This is a genomic window from Aequorivita sublithincola DSM 14238, from assembly GCF_000265385.1.
Classification (GTDB): domain Bacteria; phylum Bacteroidota; class Bacteroidia; order Flavobacteriales; family Flavobacteriaceae; genus Aequorivita; species Aequorivita sublithincola.
The window spans coordinates 941321-963172 of sequence record NC_018013.1; the positions used below are offsets into that span (position 1 = coordinate 941321).

Annotated in this window: 18 protein-coding genes; 2 read left to right on the forward strand and 16 right to left on the reverse strand. The window is 35.9% G+C overall.

All coding sequences use genetic code 11. The annotated features are described in order from the left end of the window. Positions 1-64: 64 nt before the first annotated feature. From infB to rimP, 3 genes are read right to left on the reverse strand one after another with little or no spacing between them, the layout of a single operon-like run. Positions 65-2836, reverse strand: coding sequence for a translation initiation factor IF-2 (gene infB / locus AEQSU_RS04445; protein WP_014781664.1), 2772 nt, complete (start codon positions 2834-2836; stop codon positions 65-67). A gap of 60 nt (positions 2837-2896) precedes the next feature. Further along, positions 2897-4129, reverse strand: a complete 1233-nt coding sequence (gene nusA / locus AEQSU_RS04450; RefSeq protein ID WP_014781665.1) for a transcription termination factor NusA — start codon at positions 4127-4129, stop codon at positions 2897-2899. 10 nt (positions 4130-4139) lie between these two features. Further along, positions 4140-4604 (reverse strand): ribosome assembly cofactor RimP, encoded by a 465-nt coding sequence (gene rimP, locus AEQSU_RS04455; RefSeq protein ID WP_042491631.1) that lies wholly within the window; start codon positions 4602-4604, stop codon positions 4140-4142. Between the two features lie 157 nt (positions 4605-4761). On the opposite strand from rimP, the gene AEQSU_RS04460 reads away from it, so the two are divergent. Both AEQSU_RS04460 and AEQSU_RS04465 read left to right on the forward strand, forming a co-directional pair. After that, on the forward strand, positions 4762-5583 hold the full coding sequence (locus tag AEQSU_RS04460; protein ID WP_014781667.1) for a universal stress protein: 822 nt from the start codon (positions 4762-4764) through the stop codon (positions 5581-5583). Then, positions 5584-6141, forward strand: a complete 558-nt coding sequence (locus tag AEQSU_RS04465) for a hypothetical protein (protein WP_014781668.1) — start codon at positions 5584-5586, stop codon at positions 6139-6141. Here AEQSU_RS04465 and flxY read toward each other — a convergent pair. The 13 genes from flxY to AEQSU_RS04530 all read right to left on the reverse strand — a co-directional run bounded on the left by flxY (position 6138) and on the right by AEQSU_RS04530 (position 21800). Beyond that, entirely contained in the window at positions 6138-7427 is a 1290-nt protein-coding gene (gene flxY, locus AEQSU_RS04470) for a flexirubin biosynthesis putative acyl-CoA ligase FlxY (protein WP_014781669.1), read from the reverse strand. The two genes, AEQSU_RS04465 and flxY, sit on opposite strands and share 4 nt — an antisense overlap. A gap of 72 nt (positions 7428-7499) precedes the next feature. Then, entirely contained in the window at positions 7500-9161 is a 1662-nt protein-coding gene (locus AEQSU_RS04475) for an acyl-CoA--6-aminopenicillanic acid acyl-transferase (protein WP_014781670.1), read from the reverse strand. Position 9162: 1 nt separating this feature from the next. After that, complete coding sequence (locus AEQSU_RS04480; protein WP_014781671.1) at positions 9163-10044, reverse strand: cupin-like domain-containing protein; 882 nt, start codon at positions 10042-10044, stop codon at positions 9163-9165. Between the two features lie 12 nt (positions 10045-10056). After that, on the reverse strand, positions 10057-11598 hold the full coding sequence (locus AEQSU_RS04485; protein ID WP_014781672.1) for a phytoene desaturase family protein: 1542 nt from the start codon (positions 11596-11598) through the stop codon (positions 10057-10059). Further along, entirely contained in the window at positions 11598-15293 is a 3696-nt protein-coding gene (locus AEQSU_RS04490) for an MMPL family transporter (RefSeq protein WP_014781673.1), read from the reverse strand. Before AEQSU_RS04490 ends, AEQSU_RS04485 begins: the two co-directional genes overlap by 1 nt. Next, the gene (locus AEQSU_RS04495) at positions 15286-16479 is read right to left on the reverse strand and encodes a DUF2062 domain-containing protein (RefSeq protein ID WP_014781674.1); all 1194 of its coding nucleotides are present in this window, start codon (positions 16477-16479) and stop codon (positions 15286-15288) included. The genes AEQSU_RS04490 and AEQSU_RS04495 overlap by 8 nt, the downstream gene beginning before the upstream one ends. 138 nt (positions 16480-16617) lie before the next feature. Next, positions 16618-17109 (reverse strand): hypothetical protein, encoded by a 492-nt coding sequence (locus AEQSU_RS04500; protein WP_014781675.1) that lies wholly within the window; start codon positions 17107-17109, stop codon positions 16618-16620. A 61-nt stretch (positions 17110-17170) separates the two neighbouring features. Next, entirely contained in the window at positions 17171-17536 is a 366-nt protein-coding gene (locus tag AEQSU_RS04505; protein WP_014781676.1) for an ApeI family dehydratase, read from the reverse strand. A gap of 1 nt (position 17537) precedes the next feature. Continuing rightward, a complete protein-coding gene (lolB2, locus tag AEQSU_RS04510; RefSeq protein WP_014781677.1) occupies positions 17538-18164 on the reverse strand; it encodes a flexirubin biosynthesis protein LolB2 in 627 nt (208 codons plus the stop codon). Next, complete coding sequence (gene lolA2 / locus AEQSU_RS04515) at positions 18142-18771, reverse strand: flexirubin biosynthesis/transport protein LolA2 (RefSeq protein ID WP_014781678.1); 630 nt, start codon at positions 18769-18771, stop codon at positions 18142-18144. The genes lolB2 and lolA2 overlap by 23 nt, the downstream gene beginning before the upstream one ends. Next, positions 18761-19540 (reverse strand): polysaccharide deacetylase family protein, encoded by a 780-nt coding sequence (locus AEQSU_RS04520; RefSeq protein WP_014781679.1) that lies wholly within the window; start codon positions 19538-19540, stop codon positions 18761-18763. Before AEQSU_RS04520 ends, lolA2 begins: the two co-directional genes overlap by 11 nt. After that, positions 19534-20598: a beta-ketoacyl synthase N-terminal-like domain-containing protein gene (locus AEQSU_RS04525; protein WP_014781680.1), complete on the reverse strand. Its 1065-nt coding sequence runs from the start codon at positions 20596-20598 to the stop codon at positions 19534-19536. The genes AEQSU_RS04520 and AEQSU_RS04525 overlap by 7 nt, the downstream gene beginning before the upstream one ends. Then, the gene (locus AEQSU_RS04530) at positions 20598-21800 is read right to left on the reverse strand and encodes a beta-ketoacyl-[acyl-carrier-protein] synthase family protein (RefSeq protein ID WP_014781681.1); all 1203 of its coding nucleotides are present in this window, start codon (positions 21798-21800) and stop codon (positions 20598-20600) included. Before AEQSU_RS04530 ends, AEQSU_RS04525 begins: the two co-directional genes overlap by 1 nt. Positions 21801-21852: the final 52 nt, after the last annotated feature.

A 21852-nucleotide genomic window follows, 5' to 3' on the forward strand; every position in this document is an offset into this window, starting at 1 on the left:
GAAACCAAAACGACCCAAAGAAACTAATCTTTAGGTCGTTTTAAAATTTATTTCAAAAATTGAATTACTTCAACTTTTTCTTAACTGCTACTTCTTGGAAAGCTTCAATTATATCATTTTCATAGATGTCGTTGTAGTTTTTAACTTGAATACCACAATCGTATCCTTTGGCAACTTCCTTAGCATCGTCTTTGAAACGTTTTAAAGAAGCAAGTTCACCAGTGTAAACAACTACACCTTCACGTATAAGACGGATACTCGAGTTTCTGAATATTTTTCCAGTTAATACCATACAACCTGCAATTGTTCCCACTTTCGAAATTTTGAAAGTTTCGCGAATTTCAGCAGTACCGGTAATTTCTTCCTTCATTTCTGGAGAAAGCAATCCTTCCATCGCATCTTTTACGTCGTTTATAGCGTCGTAAATGATTGAGTAAGTACGGATATCTATTTCTTCCTTATCTGCAATTTGACGTGCGTTACCCATTGGACGAACGTTGAAACCAATAATAATTGCATCGGAAGCTGAAGCCAACAACACATCACTTTCGGTTATTGGACCAACCGCTTTGTGGATTATATTTACTTGAATTTCTTCCGTAGAAAGTTTTTGGAATGAATCTGTTAATGCTTCAACAGAACCATCCACATCACCTTTAAGGATAATGTTCAATTCTTTGAAATCACCAAGAGCGATACGTCTTCCAATTTCATCAAGCGTAATGTGACGTTGTGTTCTTACTGATTGCTCACGCTGAAGTTGTGTACGTTTTGTAGCAATTGTTTTTGCTTCGCGTTCATCTTCAAACACATTAAATTTATCACCTGCTTGTGGTGCGCCATCAAGACCAAGTACTGATACTGGGGTTGATGGACCGGCTTCTTTCACGTTATTTCCACGCTCATCCTGCATTGCTTTTACTTTTCCGCTGTGTTGTCCAGCAAGTAGGTAATCGCCAACTCTTAGCGTTCCATTCTGTACCAAAACGGTTGAAACATAACCACGGCCTTTGCCTAGGAATGCTTCTACAACGGTACCATTGGCACGGCGATTTGGATTTGCGTGCAATTCAAGTAATTCTGCTTCAAGTAATACTTTTTCAAGTAATTCCTTTACACCATCACCTGTTTTTGCAGAAATATCATGTGATTGTATTTTTCCACCCCAATCCTCAACCAAGAGGTTCATTTGTGCAAGACCTTCTTTAATTTTTTCAGGATTTGCGGCGGGTTTATCTATTTTGTTTATTGCGAAAATTATTGGAACACCTGCAGCTTGGGCATGGCTAATAGCTTCTTTGGTTTGTGGCATAATAGCATCATCCGCTGCAACTACAATAATTGCAAGATCGGTAACCTGAGCTCCACGGGCACGCATTGCGGTAAACGCCTCGTGACCAGGAGTATCTAGAAATGCTATTTTTTGTCCGCCTTCCAGTTTAACACCGTAAGCACCAATGTGCTGGGTGATTCCACCAGATTCACCAGCGATTACATTTTCTTTACGAATGTAATCCAAAAGTGATGTTTTACCGTGGTCAACGTGACCCATAACGGTAACGATTGGCGCGCGTGGCTCAAGATCTTCTGGAGCATCTACTTCGCGATCAATGGATTCTTCAAGATCGGCAGTTACAAATTCTACTTCGTAACCAAATTCATCTGCAACAATGCTTATGGTTTCGGCATCTAGACGTTGGTTCATGGTAACCATCATACCCAAGCTCATACAAGCTGAAATAATTTTGGTTACTGGAACGTCCATCATTGTAGCCATTTCACTTGCAGTAACAAACTCAGTTACTTTTATAAGTTTGTTGTCTGCTTCTTGTTGTGCAAGTTCGTCAGATTTTTGACGGTGTGTATCACGTTTTTCTCTACGATATTTTGCACCTTTTCCTTTAGAAGATTTACCTTGAAGTTTTTCAAGGGTCTCGCGAACTTGTTTTTGTACTTCTTCTTCGCTTGGCTCTTCTTTTGGAGTATTGCTTCGGCCTTTTCTAGCTCCGGCTCCACCACTGCGATTATCTCTAGTATTTCCACCAGTTGAAGTTCCAGGCTTAGGAGCTTCTTTACTTATGCGGCGTCTTTTACCTTTTTTATCTTTATTGTCGGACTTAGGATCCTTTTTCTTTTCAGGTTTTTTGAACTGAGTAAGATCTATTTTTTGACCTGTAAAGTTAGGCCCATCCAATTTGCGATATTGAGTTGTAACGGTGTCAGACTCTTTTGGAGTCTCTGCTGTTGGTTCCTCTTTTGCTTCAGCCGTTTCTTTGGCTTTTTCAGCAGGTTTTTCAACCTTTTCCTTTACTTCTTTTTCTTCTTTAGCAGGAGCAACAGGTTTTTCTTCAACCTTTTCGGCTTTGGGCTTTTCAGCTACAACCTCAGGTTTTTCGACTTTTTCCTCTTTCTTGGGTTCTTTAACCTCAGGTTTTTCAACTGGAGTTTCCGCTGCTTTAGGTTCTTCTTTTTTGGGTTTTCCGGTAGAAAGATCAATTTTACCGACCTGTTTAGGGCCAGCAAGTTTAGTCTCCGCCTTTATAACTCTAGAAGCTTCTTCCTTTTTCTGCTTTTCTTCAATCTCACGTTCGCGCTCCAAACGGAATTCTTCCTTTTCTTTTCGCTTTTCTTCGCCTACTTCCTTGCTAGCTACTTTTTTACTTTTGTCGGTTTCAAACTCTTCAAAAAGAACTTCGTATTCCTTGTTGGAAATTTTTGTAGTGGGCCGCGCGTCTACTTCGTAGCCGTGATCTTTCAAAAATTCCACAGCACGATCTAATGAGATATTAAATTCGCGCAATACTTTGTTTAGCCTTATCGATTTTTCTTCAGCCATAAATGCTTTTTCCTGTTTTGTCTTTTTAAAAAATTTGTATAAAAGTAACTAAAGTTTTAACTACTCTTCAAATTCTTCTTTTAATATATTAATTACATCACGGATGGTTTCTTCTTCCAAATCGGTTCGTTTTACCAAATCGTTGATGTCGTGTTCTAGTATACTTTTAGCAGTATCTAGACCAATTTTACTGAATTCTTGGATGATCCATCCTTCTATTTCGTCAGAGAATTCGCTTAATTCTACGTCTTCTTCTGCTCCTTCACGAAGCACGTCTATCTCATAGCCTGTTAATTGACCTGCAAGACGAATGTTGTGCCCGCCGCGACCAATTGCTTTACTTACTTCCTCTGGGCGAAGAATAACCTCAGCGCGTTTTTTCACTTCATCTATTTTTACTGAAGTTACTTTTGCCGGACTCAACGCACGGGTAATATATAAGGTAAGGTTGCTTGTGTAGTTTATAACATCTATGTTTTCATTACCCAATTCGCGAACAATTCCGTGAATTCTCGAACCTTTCATACCTACACAGGCGCCTACTGGATCAATACGATCATCATAGGAATCTACCGCTACTTTTGCCTTTTCTCCTGGAATACGCACTACTTTTTTAACAGTAATTAAACCGTCAAAAACTTCTGGTATTTCCTGCTCAAAAAGTTTTTCCAAAAATACTGGAGCTGCCCTAGACATTATAATTGTTGGCTTATTTCCTTTAAGATCAACACTTTCAATGATTCCACGAACATTGTCTCCTTTTCTGAAAAAATCTGAAGGAATTTGTTTTTCCTTTGGAAGGATAATTTCGTTGCCTTCATCATCTAAAAGAATAACGGCGCGGTGACGAATGTGATGCACCTCTGCCGTATATATTTCACCTTCAAGATCCTTGAACTGCTTATATATAATGGTATTGTCGTGCTCATGTATTTTTGAAATAAGATTTTGACGAAGCGCCAAAATAGAACGGCGACCAAGGTCAATAAGTTTTACTTCTTCAGAAACATCTTCCCCAATTTCAAAATCGGGTTCAATTTTTTGTGCGGCGGATAATGAAATTTCCTCATTAGGATCTTCCACTTCGCCATCGGCAACTACCACACGGTTTCTCCATATTTCAAGATCACCTTTGTCTGGGTTTACGATTATATCAAAGTTATCATCACTCCCAAATTTTTTCTTAAGGGCGTTTCTAAAAACCTCTTCAAGTATCGCCATTAGCGTTACTCTGTCTATTTGTTTGTCGTCTTTAAATTCCGAAAAAGAATCGATTAGTGCTAAGTTTTCCATATCAATCCAATTAAAATGTTATCATCACTTTTGCTTCCATAATATCTTTATAAGGCAATGTTGCCTCTTTTTGAACGGTTACTTTTCCCTTACCAACAGGTTTTGGCTCGCGCGCAGACCATGTTAAGGTACAACTTTCTTCGGTTGCAGTAATTAGTTCCCCTTCAAATTTTTCGTCGTTTTTAGTTTTAATTTTTAAGTTTCTGCCCAAGTTTTTTCTGTACTGCCTTGGCAAGGTCAATGGTTCTGAAACACCGGACGACATTACTTCCAAAGAAAAATCATATTCCTCTCTGTCTATATTGTGTTCAATTGCACGGCTAATCGCCATACAATCTTCTACCGTAACGCCTTTATCGCCGTCCAGGATGACCCTAATTTGGTTGTCTTCAGAAATATTGAGGTCGATCAAAAACAGTGATTTGTTTTCTTCCAGCGCATCTTCCAGCAGTTTTGCTACTTTTTCACGCATCATTTTAAGCTATAAAAAGAGGGGACTTTAGTCCCCTCAGATAATTTCGTATCAAATTCGGTGCAAATATACTATATTTTTTAATATTATAAAAACCAAGCTCAAACGAATTATTTTCGTATCTTAATGGTGCTAAAAAAACAATAAATAACCAAAATTTATGAAACGCATTCTAGTCCCTACAGATTTTTCCGAACAAGCTGAAAACGCTCTAAAAGTAGCTATAAATCTTGCTAAACAACACCATAGCGAAATCTATGTACTTCACTCCATGGAAATGCCACTACATCTTTCCTCTTCCTCTAATTCAGGTAGTCTTCCTGAATCTTTATATTTTATAAAGCTTGCCGAAAAGCGGTTTAACGATCTTCGTGAAAAAGATTATTTAAAAGATATCGCTCTAAACGAAGCCATTGGCCACAACGAAATTTATGAAGACATTGAATCTGCCTGCAAAAAAAACAAGATAGATTTAATCGTTATGGGTTCCAACGGCGCCAGCGGTTTTAAAGAAATGTTTGTGGGAAGTAACACTGAAAAAGTGGTTCGGACCTCAAACACGCCAGTTCTTGTGATTAAAAATAATCATCCAGAATTCAACATTACAGATTTTGTATTTGCTACTGATTTTTCTGATGAAGGACGTGGAGCATTAACTAAAGCTCAGAAATTCGCCAAAAAAGTGGATGCCAAGATGCACCTGTTGTATGTAAATACGCCTGCAGGGTTTAAAACTTCTGTTCAAGCCCAAGAAATTATGGAGAATTTTGTGAGAGGGATGGATGTTGAAAATTACTCATTGAACATTTATAACGATACTTCCGTGGAAAAAGGAATTCTCAATTTTACTCATTTTATTAACGCCCAGTTAATTGGAATGGGAACCCACGGACGTAAAGGTATTTCACATTTCCTTAATGGCAGTATTAGTGAAGATATGGTGAACCACGCCAATATGCCTGTGATTACTTTTAAGATATAAATGAAATATATTCTTCTAGTTTTACCGTTTCTATTGTTTGGATGTAAAAAACCAAATACAGAAACTAAGCGAGTTATTGAGGAGCCTAAAGCAGCTACAAAATTGCCGAATGGCGCAGTGAAAGGAGATTTTAGTGGAACTAAAGATACTTTATATGCTTATGTAAAAAGTGTCGACACCGCCAATGAAACTACTATTATTGGTTTTGAAAAGGAAATATTACCAGAAATTAGTATTCCTGAAAGTATTGGTGCTGAGTTGAAATTATTAAAACTTAAAAATTTCCGAAATGATGTTTTGTTAGTAAACGCCAAACTTAAAGACACAAACTTTAATGAATATTATCTTTTTGTTTATAAAGACTCTTTGTGGAAACAACCCGTTAATCGTTTTGATATTCACAAAAGCAATATGAGTGATAGTTTGGTGCCTTTAAAAAACAATCCAAAAGACAGCACACAATTATTGCGCTATTATTCGGTATTCGATATGGATAAAAAGAGCGAAAAAAAATACAGTTGGAAATTGATGCAGGAAAGTATTCCTGTTGAAAATTAAATCCTTCTATCAATTAAATCAACAGGTTTACGGCTCATTGCGGGAAAGCGTAATGCTTGAATTTCTTCTGAAATAGCAAATTCAATTTTTGGTGCAACTCGTAGTTTTGCGCGGAAATGGTCTTTAATTTCAAGCAATAATTCTTCTGAAATGTTTTCCGAAGCAATTTTTATTAAGATTTCATCTGTACCCAATTCATTGTGAAAAATTTCTATAACGTAGCTTTCCACTTCTGAAAAATCGTTAAGAATATTATGCATCGCTGGCGGATAAAGCGTTGTTCCTTTATATTTAATCATCTGTTTTTTCCTTCCTACTACAGGCCCTAAACGCATAGTGTTTCTGCCACAATTGCAAGGTTCATTGTATGCTTGAACCATATCACCAGTTTTAAAACGCAATAATGGCATTGCTTCCACCCCCAAAGTGGTTATTGTTAATTCGCCAACTTCCCCTTCGGCAACAGCCATGTTTTCTTCATCTAAAATTTCAGCAATTATGAGTTCTGGGTGATGGTGGCCGCCATTGTGGATTTCACATTCGTTGAAGGCGGTACTCATTTCTGTAGATGCGTAGGTTGAAAAAAGTTCAATATCCCAATCCTTTTTTATCTTTTTTGCTAAAATATTAAGTTCAAAATCTTGACTCCGAATAGGTTCTCCAATACAAATCGCCGCTTTTACTCCTGTATTTTTAAGATCAATATTTTGTTGTTTTGCGTGTTCAATCAGCTTTAAAAGAAATGACGGAACGGTAATTAAATAGGTAGGTTTAAATTTTAAAATAGAATCCCACTGAAGTTCAGGAATGCCAGAACCCACTCTAATAATTCCTGAACCCAGTTTTCGTGCGCCTAAAAAATAAGCCAAACCAGCCATAAAACGACGATCCATTGTGGTCATTAATTGTAAGGTATCTTCTTTACCCACTCCGCAACAGGCGAAAGAAATGGCTTCATTGTAAGCCAGTCTTTCCAAATCCTTATCCGTTAAAGCAAAAGTTACAGGATCACCCAAAGTGCCCGAAGTTGTTACATAATCAATAATTTCAGCCTTTGGAACGCAGCAGAAATCATCGTTGAATCGTTGAAGATGATCTTTCGTCGTTACTGGAATTTTGTGAAGGTCTTCCAAGGTTTTAATTTCAGAAACCTGAATTTTATATTCTTTGAAAAAGCGTTTATAAAACGGCGAATGCTCACTTAAATATTGAAGCGTTTCTTTCAATTTTTCTTCTTGAAAGGCTTTAATTTCTTGTTTGGATGCTTTTTCTATTTCTGGGATCATTTCGAGCTTTTCTTCGTGCTCTCTGTGTCTTTGTGGCCGAAAGTTAACCACAGAGACGCAAAGGACACAGAGTTATTTATTTAGTTTTTGGAGATATCTCTTAATACTTTCTTTATTTGGAACTGTTGTTGTTTCCTTGGTTAATGCAATTTCAAATGCTTTTCTGGCCGCGGCGTTGTAATTCTTTTCAAAGTAATACTTTCCAGTTAGATAATAGACTTTCCAATAATCAGGATTCTTTTGTTGCATTGCTGAAAGCTTTTCTGCGGAAATAGTTTTCTTGTTTTCAATTGCAGTTTCTACTTCGCGCTCCAAAATTCGGTATTCTTCGTAATCTTGGTATTCCTTTGAATGAACAAATGGATCTTCTGCCACATTTTCTTTTGAGTTTGAAACCGACGTTGTTGAAGGATTTCCTTCCCAACTCTTAAAAACCTCATTCAAATCATATTCAACAAATTCTCCCAACTGATATGGGTTTGAAGAAACCCATACTTTTCTACTTTCAGGTTTAAAAACAATTCCGTGATGTGCCAAAAGCTGGTTTAAAGCTTTTTCATTTCCAAAACCGATTTCTTTATTGTCTAACCCTTTTTTATTCCGAAGAATAGCAACGGCATCGGAAACATTCAGTTTTTCATCTTCTGAAATCAGTTCTTCCATTCGCTCAAAACGATACTTTGAGTGACTTTCGGCAATCCATTTTAAGTTTCGTTCGTCGTTTTTGTAGGCTTCACTTTGAAAATGATTACTGCAAATTAGTTCATCCGTATTTTCAACTTGGTAAACGCCAAAATTATCAGGCGCGACCTCTATAATTGCTGCTTTTTTATCTTTTGCACTTCCCACAAAAATAGCTTCGGAAACAAAAACTTCTCGCTTTTTAGCAATTGCAATCGCCTCATCAATAGTTGAGGCATATTGTAGAATTTCCCGTGTTACAATTGAAATTGGTGTTTTCGCAGTTAATGGAACTTCTGATTTTCCTGCGTTTATGGTTACCGTCAAACCTTGGTCGTTCATTCCAGAAACTACGCCAATCATTCCTCCCCAAGTTACCGACATAAATTTATGCCCTTCGGAAGGGTTTACGAATGCAATAATTTTTTCTTTCGCAAAATCGTCACCTGCGTAAAAGTCGAAATTTCTTCCTATAAGTAATTCGCCATCCACTGTTTTATCTCCCCAAACGGCAAAAGAAGAACAGCCCACAAGCATTAAATCCTGCAAAGCGTGACCAATGTCGTGGGCGCCGTGCAGATAGAGTAATCGCAAATATGGCTCACCAATCTCACTAAAATTTGAAGACGAATATTTTGAAAGCCCGTAAATTTCAGCTTTGTATTCCTCAGGAATGTGTTGATACATTTTTCGATTGTACCAAGCCAAAAACTTCCGAAGTAAATATTGTTGCGTTTTTGAAGGCACCAAATCTTCTACTTTGTTGAAGAAAATAGCTTCTTGCTTTTGCATTAAGTCTTGCGTTAAACTTCCCGTAATTTCGCCAATTTGAAGTGGGTTTCCTTTCACATATAGTTCCCATTGACCTTGTTTATTTTTCAGAAGAAAATTATTTCCGGCAACAAAAGTGGAATCGTTTATTTTTACTTTTTCGGGGATTGAAGCATCGTAACCGCTAACATCTGGTCGATTATGCAGTGATTTAGAAACTCCGCATGAATTCAGAAAAAACAATAGGATCGCAAACGCGAATATTTTTTCTAAATGCTTCATTTTAACTTTTTTTCAGCTTTGCAGCACTCTTGTTGGTTTTTGCAAGTGTGCGACTTTCTTTGTAGTCAATCCATTTCTGCCCGAAGGATTTGCGCATCAGGTTTTCAAAATTTCGCATCAATAAAACGTTGTAAAGCATATTTCCTAAACGACCAACATTCCGAGGGAAAGCGCGAAGCGTCATCGAAAATCCGCCGTCCAAATATTTTATATAATGCCAATATCCGCTGGGCATATAGAGCGCATCGCCGTGTTTCATTGTAGCGTGAAGACCTTCCAAATATTGCAGTGCGGGATATTTTTCAAAATCTGGATTATCTAAATCTATGCTTTCCAAATTATGAACTGCGAAAGGAATTTTATACAAATACTTTGTCTGTTCGGGTGAAAACAGCATCACGCTTTTAGTTCCGTGAAAATGAAAATGCACCAAATCTGCCAAATCCATGTCGTAATGTGGCAATACTTTCGATCCTTCCCCTCCGAAAAAAAGCACAGGAAGTCTTTTGAAAAACTTGAGACCAATATCTGGATATTCAAAATCCTTTAGAAGTTCAGGTAATTTCACTTTTAGGTCGTAAAAAAATATTCGAAGGTCTGTGGGTTTGGTTTTTATCAATTCAATATAATCGGCCATCTTCATTTCTGTGGCTGGTTCTGCGGAATTTTGTTTGCCTTTGGTAGGTTCGTTGTTATAAAGTGGAACAATTTGGTCGCCAGCTTGGGCTTGAATATAATCCAAATTCCACTTTTGAAAGGCTTCCCAGTTTTGCGTCAAACCTTCAATTAAAACAGGTTTTTGAGGTTTGTAATATTTCTGAATAAATTCCTCCTTCGAAATTTTTCGGACTCTTTCAATTTCTGTCGTTTTAATGTGACTCATTTTCCAAAAATATTAAGTGGTTTCTTTTTCAGTGTTTGTAGCCTTCAAAATTTTATCTAGTAAATATTCCCCTCCCAGAATTTCGGAACAAGTAACGACGCCACTAATGGTAACGCCCAAAATACCGTGCATATTTAAACTTTGACCCGTAAAAAAAAGATTTTTCATTTTGGTGCGTGGCGAAACGAAGGATTTTAATGGATTGTTGGCATCTTTCACATAACCATACATTGAACCTTTGTTGCAACCAATATAATCACGGTAGGACAATGGCGTAGAAGCATAAACAGCCTCAATACAATCCCGAAGATTTGGAAATTTTTTCTCTAATTCTTTAATAATTACTTCGGATTTATGGGCTTTGAATTCTTCGTAAGTTTCACCGCGCTCGTTTTTGTCAGCAGCAGTATTAAAAGTGTCTGCCCACGGAGCAACTTCATTAAAGTGCATATAGGTCATCACCGTGATATTATCGCCATATTCTTCTTTGTCTTTCTTAATTCCCATAGAAACCATATAAGCTTCCGGCCAACTTTCTTGGGTGTAATTATGAACGTCCCAAATACCTTTGTAATCTTTAAAGTGGTAATAATTATGGTTTAAATACTTGAAACAATGGGGTTTCATAACCAAATAAAGCGTGAAAGCTGCAACGGTGCTCTCAATATTCTCGATCCGACTGGTGTATGATTTTCTGAAGTTTTCGTGTCCAACCATATCCAAAGTCATCTTTGGATCTACGTTTGAGATGAAAATATCACCGTAAATTGTTTTTCCGTTTGCGGTTTGAACGGCTGTTACACGTCCGTTTTCAGTTTCAAACTTTGTTACTTCGTGGCGTTTATGAGCTTTTCCGCCTTTTTCACGAAAACGCGCTAACAATGCTTTTGTAATCTGACTTCCGCCGTTAATACAACGATACGAACTTTCAATATATGAATTTACCGAAAGCGCGTGCATATAAAAAGGGGTGCGTTCGCCTTCGCCCGCATAAAGTAAATTACTACCGCCCATCACCGCGCGAAGCTTTTCGTTATCGGTAATGGAGTCTATAAAATCTTTTGCATTCACTTCAAAAAGCGAAGTGTTTTCATAATAAGGCTTCCCAAGTTTTAAACCGTAAAGCGGAAAAAAGCTGCAAGTATCCTGCATTTGTTTGCAATAAGCATCAATAGCTTTTTCTTCTTCTGGGAAATCTTTGAGTAATACTTTCTTGAAATTTTCGTAACTCTGAGCGTGGCGGTATTCTTTTGGATCATTATCAAAAGTGATTCTGTCAAAACCATCTTCGTCCATTTTTTTAAGTGAAATGTCATCCAAAATATCTAAATACTTGAAATATCTATAAAGATTTTGACCTTCGGAAAGCCCGCCAATGTAGTGAACGCCAGTATCAAAAATGGTTTTGTTACGTGCAAATGTTTGAAGATTACCACCAAACTGTTGGTTTTTTTCGAGTACACAAACGCTGTAACCTTCTCTGGCCATAATAATGGCTGAAACTAACCCACCGAGGCCGCTACCAATGATTACTACATCGTATTTTTCAGTCATTATGTTATGATTACCTTTTCTTTCAAGATACAAATATTAGCATCTTGATATATATTTTGATAGCCTAATGTAATAATATTTTCGGTTTCTGCAAGCGCAACCGCTCTCAATAAAACAATGGTTTTTATTGAATAAGTGGAAAAAAGTGATATTACTTCGGAAGCCATTTTCTCTGAAGAAATAATTAATGTTTCAATTTCTGACTGTAAAGTTTCTGAAACAGTTTCAACAAAATGGAGCTTTCCGTATTTCTGAGTAACATAGCTATTTTGAAGAATAGTCCGTGTTTCAGAATCTTCAATAAAACTGAAAATTTTACGATCTGGGCCATCCATTGCCAAAAGGAAATCTAGTTGCCCGGAATCATCAGAAATGTGAGCGATGTTACCGCTTTTATTAACTTGACGAATTACTTTAAAATAAATTTCAGCATTTTCTTTTAATTCCTTTTTCACACTTCGATATAACGCATCGCCTTTATATCGATATTCTTCCAAAACAAGTTTATGAAAATACTTTGGACCTTCAATTTGATTGCGAAGACTTGAAAATTCATCTTTAAAATATGCACCAATTCTTTTTGCTTGCTGTGTATGATTTTCGCCTAAAGTATTGTCTTCAGCCTTTATGCGAGGTAGAATTTTAACGGTTATGCTTCCATCTTTTATGATGAAACTACCTTTAGGATTTACTTCGCTATTTCCGTGAATTAATACTGGAATTATGTCTAAATTAAATTCGTTTGCCAAATAAAAAGCTCCTTTGTGAAAACGCTTTACTTTATTGCTCAAGCTGCGCGTACCTTCTGGAAAAGCCATTAAAGAATAACCTTGTTCAATCTTCTTTTTGAGTGGTTCGAGGCTGTTTTCAATGCCGCTAGAAACTGGATAGAAATCTGCTTTTTGTACTGCTTTTCCAAAAACTGGTGAATTATAAACCCAATCGTTCACTAAAAAACAGATTTTAGGATTTAGCATTCCAACTGCCAAAATATCTAAGAATGAAGTATGGTTTGCAATAATCACAGCTGGTTTTGAGAAATCTTCTTTTGATTCATTTATAATCTTTTTCTTCACAAACGGATTTGTATAAAGTACCGATTTCATAAATTTTGAAATCACTTTGTGAAACCAACCCATTTTCATCTTTTTGCTGAAAGGAATAAGCGGCATTAAAGTGATGCTGTAAATGGAAAGAAAAATTCCGCCCAACCCAAAATAACCAAAAGACAAAACTGAGTGCACAAACATCCTCGGGGTTATTGGATGCTTTTTTGAGCTGCCAATGAAAAGTTTAAACAGCAATGGTTGCAGGGTAAAAGCTGTAATCATTGCTGAAAAAATACCTATAATTGAAACTATCGATATTGAATACAAGGCAGGATGCTTCGCAAAAACCAAAACACCAACACCCAAAATAGTAGTTAAAACCGAAAGCATTATCGAGGTTTTATTTGTTGCCATTACTTTTTCGCCAGTGCGGAGTTCTTTCAGCAAACCTTTGGTCATAAAAATGCTATAATCAATTCCCAAACCAAAGATGAAGGTGGAAATGATGATGTTGAAAATGTTGAACTGAATATGAAAAAGCCCCATTATTCCCAACGTAATAAACCATGTAATAAATATGGGAACAGCAGTAACCAGGGTGAGCGCAATACTTCGGAAGAAAAGAAAGAGTATCAAAAGAACCGCTAATAAACAGTAGCCAATCAAGCTATTGAAATCATTTTTGAGGTTCCCTAAAAATGTCTCATTCATTTCCTGGCGGTCAATTATAAGCGTATTCGGAATTTCTTTAAAAGCGTTTTTAATTTCTGAAGCGTTTTCGTCATCTAACTTAATGAGCGTTGTTATTGTGGTGAAATCGGCTTCCGTTTTAATGTAATCTTCTAAAAGCACGGAAGGTATTTGCTGATAATCTTCAGGTTTTAGCGTTTCGAAATTTTTATCTAAAAAGGTGTAAAAGTTGCTGAAAGTTTTGGGTTTGAAACCTCTCTTCTCTCCGCTTTCAATCAAATTTGTTTTAGTGCTATCTTTTCTAGCTTCACTCCAAAATCGTTGCCATTCGGCGATCTTCATTCTTTGGTCGCGCTGGGAATGTACCAAAGCACCAATGGAACTGAAACTGCTTATTTTCCCTTCTTCTTTCAGCAATTCTAAAGTTTCATGAATGGAATCGTTTAGTTGAAGCGTGGTTTCCACAGATTTTCCATAGGTCGCCAAATAAACCGATTTTGAAGAAATATCGGTCAACTCATCCAAATGCTGCATCGCGGCTTTTATTTCCGCAGGTTCATAATTTAGTTTTGAAATGTCTTTGTTGAATTCAACTTTATGATACGTGAAAATTGAAACAAAGAAAACTGCGCCCAACCCAATGAGTAAACACTTATTTTTATGAAATTGATAATCGGCAACCTTGTCTAAAACATTAATTTGTTGCTTACGCGAAAGCGGATTTCTATAAACTAAAGGAATAAAGAAAAGCGCAAAAACAGATGCGCCTAAAACACTAACCGCTGCAAAAATTCCCAAATCTTGTAAAGCTTGCGAGTCCAAAAACAATAGACAAAAAAACGCCAACGCAGTAGTTAAACTGCTCATTAAAATTGGCTCCGCTACATCTTTATATAAACTTTCAACTGTTTCGTTATTGCGAATATGAGTTAAAATATGCAACGAATAATCGAGGGTAACGCCCAGTAAAACCGAACCGATACCAAGTGAAATTGCCGAAATTTCTTCACGAAGCAAATATAAAATTGAAACTGCTAATAGTCCTCCAAAAACGGTTGGTACAAACAGAATTATAGGAACATAAATTTTTCTATAGAAAAAAATAAAAACCAAAACCAGCAACGTCAATGCAATTCCTACCGTAAATTGTATATCATTTTTAATTTGTTCTGCGTTTGCAACTGCAATGAGTGCGGCGCCAAAATATTCACTTTTTACTTTTCCGGAATATTTGTGGTTTAATGTATTTTGAAGTGCGTACAAGTCATCAGCAAACTTGCTATTTTCAGAAGTTTCGCTGCTTCCAAATTTCGGACTTATAAAAAGTAGAATATTTTTTTCGTCCTTGCTTACCAAAAAACCGTCTTTCAAAACAAAGTCGTCTGTAACGCCTAATTGTCTTAACTTTTTTAAAGCGATAAATGAAAGTCCGAGCGGATCTTTCAGAATAATATCTTTTGAAACAATGCCCGAAGGAGAAATTAGGGTTTTGTAATTCGCTTCGGTTATTGCCGCAATACTATCTTTTTGCAGTTTATTGCTAATGGTTTTATAGTCATCTTTATCAAAAAACAAGGGTAGATTTTCATACACAAAACTCATGGTGCGCAGTAAATCGTCGTCGTTTACTTTTCCGCGGATGTTGTTTATGTATTCAGGAGAATTTGTTTGTAGACTATCAATAAATTCAGTGGCATATTCGGTAAGATTATCAATAGATGTGGCATCTTCCCGATGGATAGTCACAATAATCTTATCTGTGAAATTTACAGTTTTAAGTACTTTTTGAAGATTTTGCGATTCGCTATTTATAGGAATCAATTTTGAAATATCTTCTTCAAAACGAATTTTAGAAACCAAGAATACCAAGCCAGAGAGCAACACCAGAAAGGCAATTGCACTCCAGATTTTATTTTTTAGTAGAAATTGATATGCTTTAAAAAACCATTTACCCATTGTTGAAAATATTTTTACGCTCAAACAACGTTAAGATTAAATAGCCCGCAATACCGCACATAATTGCTGCGGAAACCGAAAGAGCCAAACTGCCAACAATATAAGATTTTAAATATTTCATTAACTCTAAACTTGGATCAATTTCGTTCAAGGAGAGCACAAAATTTTCACCCAAAATCCAACTGCCTAATTTTAAGCTGAAATATAGAATAAAAGGAATAAACGGTGGCAGACTGACATTGGAAAAAGCAAAGGCAATTGCTTTGTTAAGTTTAAAGAGTATCGCTAAAAAAATAACGCTAATGGTATGAAATCCCCAAATAGGCGAAAAACCAATAAATACGCCAAGCGCAATGGAAAGCGCCTTTTTTTCAGCAGAATCATCACTACCTAAAAGATCTTCCATTATGAACCTTTTAAGTCCTTTTTTTTTTAGTTTTCTGAAAAGATTTCGAGGTTTTATATAAAAAAATGTAACTAGCACAAACCAAGTATTTAAAATACTGATACGCGTAAAATCCTTGAAAGGTCTAAAATGAGATACTCTATTTTCAAGTTCGTAATGGATGCGTATTGGAACATTTTTCACTTCAATACCACTCCACGCTGCTTTTACAATGGCCTCAATTTCAAATTCAAACTTGTTGGTGTAGAATTTTAAATTCTTCATTGCAAAAAGTGGATACAATCGAAAACCAGATTGTGTGTCTTGAAGGCGGGTTCCGGTTTCTACCCAAAACCAAAAGTTGGAGAATTTGTTCCCAAAACTACTTTTTTTAGGAACGCCTAACTGCGTCATATTACGAGCTCCAATAAGCAGAATTTCTTTGTTTGAATCGTTTTCCAATGCTTCGACAAACACTGGAATATCCTCTGGAAAATGTTGTCCGTCGCTATCAATGGTAATGGCGTAACGATATCCTAAACTATCGGCGTGCTTAAAACCTTGGCGAAGGGCATTGCCTTTACCTTTATTTTTTATAAGAAGGATTTGCTGTATTTGTGGAAATTGGAGCAATATTTCTGCAGTGGAATCTGTAGAACCATCGTTAACCACAATCACATCTTCGGTAAAAACCAAAACGCCTTCAACTACCTGTTGTAACGTTTTGTAATTATTATAAGTGGGAATAATTACACAACATTTCAGGGTTTTAAAGTTTTCTGAAAGTAGTTTTTGATTCATTTAAGATTTTTTCTCAGTGAACTCTGTGTCTTTGTGGTGTAATAGAAACCACAGAGGAACAGAGGACGCAAAGCAAATATAAGTTTTAAGAAGTAAGAACAAAATCCAAGAATGGCTTTTGTGTTATTCACCTTCAAATTATTTGAACGCTGAATTTTCAGATTCATTAAAATTCTCCGAATTCATGACAAAATCCTTAATCACCATTTTCAATTCTTTAGAAGAGACATTCGGATAATTCTTCAAAATAAATTCTTTATCCTCTTCTATATTTTTATGATATCCCAAAAATCTTGGTGAGTTTTCCTGTACAGACATACGGATATAACGGATTTCAATATCTGAAGGCTCTGCTTTTACTGCACTCTCAATTAGAGAAACACCTTCCTTAAAAAAATCTATTTTATCGCTTTTCTTTTTTGCGAATTTAGCTTTTAAGGTTAAAACTGCTCCTTTGTAAGCAAGTAAAGTTGGTTTGCTTGATGAATCTACGTTCGAAAATTCGCCATCAAATTTTGCAGTTATTTCAGTGCTTTCAACTGCTTTTGGGTATTGGGCGCGGATTTCTTTTAAATCTTGTGCGTTTCCAAAAAAGGAAATGAAAAATAATAATATAAATATGTTTTTCATAATTTTAAAGTCTTGACTCAAACCTGACAGGTTTTAAAAACCTGTCAGGATTAGACTAAGTTTAAATAATTTTAAAAGTAGCACTCAGTTTCAAGGCTACTGTTTCTTCATAAGAAGTAGTGTTTTTCACTTTAATTTCTTCGTTTTCCTCAGTAATATCAATAACGAGCTGCAAATCAGGATTTTTTTCTGGGTTGATAATCGCCATAAATTTTATGTTTGACGAAACCGACAAAAATAGATTCTTTCCAGTATTTTCTTCGGTAAGTTCTTTTATAATTTGAATCATACAAACACCCGGCATCACAGGATTTCCAGGGAAATGACCTTTAAAAATTGCGTGGTCTTTGTTTAAAAGAATCTTTGTTGAAATACCAGTTTCAGTATTTTCGGTAGAAACAATTTTATATAATCCTTCTATGAGCATATTAGTCTTTTTTAAATTTCTCCAAATCAATCGTTAGCTTGATATTGTTGTGTTTTATTACGATTGTATCTGCAATTTTATCTTCGGAAGAAGTGAAATCAATTTCCACTTTCTCCTTTGTTTTTGATGTGTTTACAATCCTTAATAGCTTTTCAGAATCGTTTTCAAAAAAGTAAAAATTGAATTTTTTATCAGATTGCGTTTTATAAATTTTCTGGTTTTCAGATTCATAAACAGCTAAAGTCATTGCACTTTGGTTTACCAACAACTTAAAATCATCTCTCAAAATATTGATAAAGATTTTTTTATCTAAATCTTCCACCGCATAATTCTTGGTAAAAGTATCGCCTTCAAACTGAAAGTCAAATAGTTTGCTTCCAAATTCTGTTGTAAAAACTACTCTGTGACTTTCTGTACCTGTCTTTTTTATAATTAAAATTCCACCAAAGTTTTTGTTGTAAACTTCAATTTTAGCCTTATAAACATAATCAATTTCTGGGTTTGAAAAGTAAGGATTTTCAATTACAGTTTTATTGAAATCTATTTGCCGCAAGCCTTCCGTAGTCTTCAACGAGCAAGAACTCAACACGAAAAATGAAAGAGCGCTAATTACTAAAAACCGAATCATTTATGGTGCCATTTAAGGTTCGGTTGCTGAAAACAATTCGTGTAAAATCTTTTGACGGTTCCACCATTTTTACTTCATAAACTTGAGCGTCGTCTTTATTGAAAAACAATTCAAATGAAGCAATATAACCCGCAATTTTCTTATCCTTCGGAATGAAAATTGCTTTGTTGTATTTTGAAGATTTAAAGAAATTAACCGTGAAATCCAAGTCGTTAAACATATTGCCTTTTACACTATTAACGATTAGTTGATTCAGTTTTTTGAAGAGTTTACTATTGCCGATATCTACTTGGCTTTTTGTACCGCCATCGTTAATGAGTAATTGATCTTCCTTAAAAATTACACTGTATTTGTACGGATTTGTGTATTCCCATTTCACTAAATTGGGCGATTTAAAAACCATCTTTCCTGAGGTTTTTACATCGTCTGCTAAAAAATCGAGGTGTTTATATTGTACAAAATCTGTTTTAATTGAAGTTGTCGTTTTTGCCGATGCGATTACTTTTTCTTTAAACGAAGCAATTTCAGTAGTACTCATAGCGGTTTCCTGAGCTTGAAAAGTGCTTCCAACCAAAATAAAAAATAGCAATAAAAAATTAGTGCGCATAAGCTTCAATTTCAAGCAGTCGATCCACTGGAACCGACTGCAATTCGTGCGATTGCAAAAGTAGCAATAACTGTTCCAATACAGCAACGGATTTTAAACTGCTATCGTGAAGCAGAATTACATCGCCTTTTTTAAGATTTGTCGTTATTCTTTTTAAAATTTTTTCTTCGGAAAGATTTGTTGTGTCTAGGCTACGTTTGCTCCAGCCAATGGAATGATGTCCTGTTTTCCGCAGCGCTTTTTTAATGTTTGGATTCGTTACGCCGAAAGGTGGACGAAACATTTTTAATTCCTTCCTAGTAATTTCCTTTAAGATTGAATTACTTTTTTCTAAATCATTATGAACTTTTTCAGTTGAAAAAAATCCAAAGTTTTTGGAATGTGAATAGGAATGGCTACCGATTGTGTGTCCTTCTTCAATTATTTGGCGAACTATTTCGGGATGTTTTTCAGCATTTTTTCCTATTAAAAAGAAGGTAGCCTTTGCTTCACGTCTTTCCAAAAGTGTTAAAACTTTTGGAGTAAACTCAGGATTTGGACCATCGTCAAAAGTTATTGAAACGTATTTTTCTGAAGTTTTATAGTTGTGATTTAACGATTGAAGATGATAATTCAGCTTAATTTGAAAAGAGCCAATTGCAGTAATTACAAACCATATTAAAACGAACAAAACGTAAAGCCAAGCCTGAACTTCAGCAAAAAACCCACCTAGCAGCAGTCCAAAAAAGACTACTAAAGCCAAGGCGTTTATGGTGTAAAATTTCAACATTTTTTCAGTAAAATAAGACTATGATTTTCTCCGCGATATTGATTGTAACACACGATGGTTTTAATCTCTGAAGATTTAACATCGTTGATTTTAACAATGTCAGGAATGGTTTGCGTTTTTAGAATTTTTGAAGCCAACCAAACTCCAAAAGCCGAAATGGTATTGTTTTCACCCACCAAATGTTTGTAATAAATCTGTTGCGTTTTATTGAAAATTCCTTTGGAAAGTTGGTCGTAATAACCGTCAAAATATACATCGCCGTTATTACCAAAAACTACTGCGTCAACATCGTTACTCGTTATATTATTTTCTTTTAAAAAAATTTCGATTGTTTCAGAAACCCTATTTTTTTTGAGGGTATTAAAGGTTTCGAGAGCAATTAATTCGGCATAACAACTTTTCTTATTCTCGTTTGAAACTACAAAAAAGTTAGCCCCTTCACTAAACACAGCACCCTCCGTTTTCGACTTTAAAACTTCTGAAATTGTTACTGCTTCAGGTTTTATATGATTTATTACGCGGTGAACTTTTGTGGTATGAGCGCCTAATTCTTCCACGCCACCAACTAAAATATCATTAGCTTCGTCGTTTTCTAGTTGCATTTTTGCATCGAGCAAAGCAGATTCAAATGAAATTGCCGAATGTACGTATGTAAAATTATAAGCTTTACATTCCATCCCCAAGGCAATCTGCCCAGCGACAGTGTTGTGAGTGCTTTGAATGAATGAAGTTGGTGTTAAATATTGCTCGTTATTATCAATAATAGCACTCACAAATTTTTCGGAATCTATCATACAGCCCATTCCTGTTCCAGTAATGATAGCATCCGCAGTTTCTATTCCAGCTTCGTCCATCGCGATTTTTGAAGCTACTACGCCCATTTTTATTCCTTTCGCCATTCTGCGGGAAGCCGCGGGCGGAATGTATTGTTTATAATCTGGGTCTTGTGCAAAAATTACGGTATCGTTGTAATCTGTTATTTCATCCAAAAACATACTATTATCATACGTTTTTTGTGGTGAAATAGAGGCGATGCTATTTATGTAAACCTTTTTCATTACGCTTCTTTTGAAAATATTACCGCTGAACAATTTCCTCCAAAACCAAATGAATTTGAAAGCACGGTATTCAATACTTTCGTTTTCAATTCTGTTTGTGGAATCATTGAAAATTCTTTCATAGACGTTTTAAAATTCAAGTTTGGAAAAATTACGTTGTTCTGCATTGCTAAAATTGAATAAACCGCTTCAATAGCGCCAGCAGCCGCTAAAGTATGGCCTGTGTATGCTTTTGTAGAACTGAATTCTGGCATTTCTTCGCCAAAAACACGAAGGATTGCTCTCCCTTCTGAAAGGTCATTATTGCCCGTTGCAGTTCCGTGCGCATTTATATAATCAATTTCTGAAGCCTTTAAACCTGCTACTTTCAGTGCTTTTTCCATTGCCAAAGTTGCTCCATCACCATTTTCTGAAGAGGCGGTTTGATGAAAGGCGTCATTAGCATTTCCGTAGCCTTTTACGTAAGCTAATACTTTTTTGTTTTCTGCTTTTACAACTGCATCACTTTCTAAAACTAAGAATGCGGCGGCTTCGCCAAGATTTAATCCTTTTCGGTTTTCGTCGAAAGGAGTATTGAAAGTATCACTTAAAATCATCAAAGTTTTAAAACCGTTGATGGTAAATTTTGAAAGACAGTCTGCGCCGCCAACCAAAACTCTGTCCAATTTTCCCGATTTTAATAATCGGGCGCCAAGCATAATCGCATTGGCAGCCGAAGAACAAGCAGTACTGATTGTAGTTACCAAACTTTCTTCAATCCCTAGTTGCTCTGCAATTTTTTGAGTGGAATCGCCCGCGTGGTGGCTTTCAATATATTTTTGGGGTTCTTTTTCGGTAAGGTATTCGTAATAATATTTTTCAGTCATATCCATTCCACCCACGCTTGTGCCGGAAACTATACCTGTTTTGTATTTTTTTATATCGGTAATTCCAGCATCGGCAATTGCTTCTTTTGCGGCAATAGCACCGAGCATTGCGGTGCGGGAATAGTTGTTTGAAGACGGAAGCTTTAATTGGGCAATCAATTCATCATTTGTGAATTTTACTTCACCCACCATAATTTCGTCTCGCTGAATGGTTTCAACATTATCTACACGAGTAATGCCTTTCTTTTCATTTATGAGCGCATCGTAGTTTTCTGCCACATTGTTTCCAATTGCAGAAATAATGCCCATTCCGGTTATGGCTATACCTTTGCTCATTTATAAAATAAGAGATTTTGTAAAAATTAAAAAAGACTTCGACTGTGCTCAG